The sequence below is a fragment of the Bacillus sp. GW823-FHT06A11 genome (assembly GCF_058795355.1).
The window spans coordinates 1-2,939 of record NZ_JBXAHS010000021.1; the positions used below are offsets into that span (position 1 = coordinate 1).

Here is a 2,939-nt window from a genome sequence, read left to right on the forward strand (position 1 = left end):
TTTTAGTTTGGTTAAGTTAGAAAGGGCGCACGGTGGATGCCTTGACACTAGGAGTCGATGAAGGACGGGACTAACGCCGATATGCTTCGGGGAGCTGTAAGTAAGCTTTGATCCGAAGATTTCCGAATGGGGAAACCCACTATACGTAATGGTATGGTATCCTTACCTGAATACATAGGGTATGGAAGACAGACCCAGGGAACTGAAACATCTAAGTACCTGGAGGAAGAGAAAGCAAATGCGATTTCCTGAGTAGCGGCGAGCGAAACGGAACATAGCCCAAACCAAGAGGCTTGCCTCTTGGGGTTGTAGGACATTCTATACGGAGTTACAAAGGAACGAGGTAGACGAAGCGACCTGGAAAGGTCCGTCGTAGAGGGTAACAACCCCGTAGTCGAAACTTCGTTCTCTCTTGAATGTATCCTGAGTACGGCGGAACACGTGAAATTCCGTCGGAATCTGGGAGGACCATCTCCCAAGGCTAAATACTCCCTAGTGATCGATAGTGAACCAGTACCGTGAGGGAAAGGTGAAAAGCACCCCGGAAGGGGAGTGAAAGAGATCCTGAAACCGTGTGCCTACAAATAGTCAGAGCCCGTTAATGGGTGATGGCGTGCCTTTTGTAGAATGAACCGGCGAGTTACGATCCCGTGCAAGGTTAAGCTGAAGAGGCGGAGCCGCAGCGAAAGCGAGTCTGAATAGGGCGTTTAGTACGTGGTCGTAGACCCGAAACCAGGTGATCTACCCATGTCCAGGGTGAAGTTCAGGTAACACTGAATGGAGGCCCGAACCCACGCACGTTGAAAAGTGCGGGGATGAGGTGTGGGTAGCGGAGAAATTCCAATCGAACCTGGAGATAGCTGGTTCTCCCCGAAATAGCTTTAGGGCTAGCCTTAAGTGTAAGAGTCTTGGAGGTAGAGCACTGATTGAACTAGGGGTCCTCATCGGATTACCGAATTCAGTCAAACTCCGAATGCCAATGACTTATCCTTAGGAGTCAGACTGCGAGTGATAAGATCCGTAGTCAAGAGGGAAACAGCCCAGATCGCCAGCTAAGGTCCCAAAGTGTGTATTAAGTGGAAAAGGATGTGGAGTTGCTTAGACAACTAGGATGTTGGCTTAGAAGCAGCCACCATTTAAAGAGTGCGTAATAGCTCACTAGTCGAGTGACTCTGCGCCGAAAATGTACCGGGGCTAAATACACCACCGAAGCTGCGAATTGATACCAATGGTATCAGTGGTAGGGGAGCGTTCTAAGTGCAGTGAAGTCAGACCGGAAGGACTGGTGGAGCGCTTAGAAGTGAGAATGCCGGTATGAGTAGCGAAAGACGGGTGAGAATCCCGTCCACCGAATGCCTAAGGTTTCCTGAGGAAGGCTCGTCCGCTCAGGGTTAGTCAGGACCTAAGCCGAGGCCGACAGGCGTAGGCGATGGACAACAGGTTGATATTCCTGTACCACCTCTTTATCGTTTGAGCAATGGAGGGACGCAGAAGGATAGAAGAAGCGTGCGATTGGTTGTGCACGTCCAAGCAGTTAGGCTGATAAGTAGGCAAATCCGCTTATCGTGAAGGCTGAGCTGTGATGGGGAAGCTCCTTATGGAGCGAAGTCTTTGATTCCCCGCTGCCAAGAAAAGCTTCTAGCGAGATAAAAGGTGCCTGTACCGCAAACCGACACAGGTAGGCGAGGAGAGAATCCTAAGGTGTGCGAGAGAACTCTGGTTAAGGAACTCGGCAAAATGACCCCGTAACTTCGGGAGAAGGGGTGCTTTCTTAACGGAAAGCCGCAGTGAATAGGCCCAAGCGACTGTTTAGCAAAAACACAGCTCTCTGCGAAGCCGTAAGGCGAAGTATAGGGGGTGACACCTGCCCGGTGCTGGAAGGTTAAGGAGAGGGGTTAGCGTAAGCGAAGCTCTGAACTGAAGCCCCAGTAAACGGCGGCCGTAACTATAACGGTCCTAAGGTAGCGAAATTCCTTGTCGGGTAAGTTCCGACCCGCACGAAAGGTGTAACGATTTGGGCACTGTCTCAACCAGAGACTCGGTGAAATTATAGTACCTGTGAAGATGCAGGTTACCCGCGACAGGACGGAAAGACCCCGTGGAGCTTTACTGTAGCCTGATATTGAATTTTGGTACAGTTTGTACAGGATAGGCGGGAGCCATTGAAACCGGAGCGCTAGCTTCGGTGGAGGCGCTGGTGGGATACCGCCCTGACTGTATTGAAATTCTAACCTACGGGTCTTATCGACCCGGGAGACAGTGTCAGGTGGGCAGTTTGACTGGGGCGGTCGCCTCCTAAAGTGTAACGGAGGCGCCCAAAGGTTCCCTCAGAATGGTTGGAAATCATTCGTAGAGTGCAAAGGCATAAGGGAGCTTGACTGCGAGACCTACAAGTCGAGCAGGGACGAAAGTCGGGCTTAGTGATCCGGTGGTTCCGCATGGAAGGGCCATCGCTCAACGGATAAAAGCTACCCCGGGGATAACAGGCTTATCTCCCCCAAGAGTCCACATCGACGGGGAGGTTTGGCACCTCGATGTCGGCTCATCGCATCCTGGGGCTGTAGTCGGTCCCAAGGGTTGGGCTGTTCGCCCATTAAAGCGGTACGCGAGCTGGGTTCAGAACGTCGTGAGACAGTTCGGTCCCTATCCGTCGTGGGCGTAGGAAATTTGAGAGGAGCTGTCCTTAGTACGAGAGGACCGGGATGGACGCACCGCTGGTGTACCAGTTGTTCTGCCAAGGGCATAGCTGGGTAGCTATGTGCGGAAGGGATAAGTGCTGAAAGCATCTAAGCATGAAGCCCCCCTCAAGATGAGATTTCCCATAGCGTAAGCTAGTAAGATCCCTGAAAGATGATCAGGTTGATAGGTTCGAGGTGGAAGCATGGTGACATGTGGAGCTGACGAATACTAATAGATCGAGGACTTAACCATATAATATG

At 51.6% G+C, this 2,939-nt stretch carries 1 rRNA gene; it reads left to right on the forward strand.

Annotated elements, in window-relative coordinates:
* Positions 1–9: 9 nt before the first annotated feature.
* A 23S ribosomal RNA gene (locus AC1Q8L_RS29840) occupies positions 10–2,931 on the forward strand.
* The last annotated feature ends 8 nt before the right edge of the window (positions 2,932–2,939 follow it).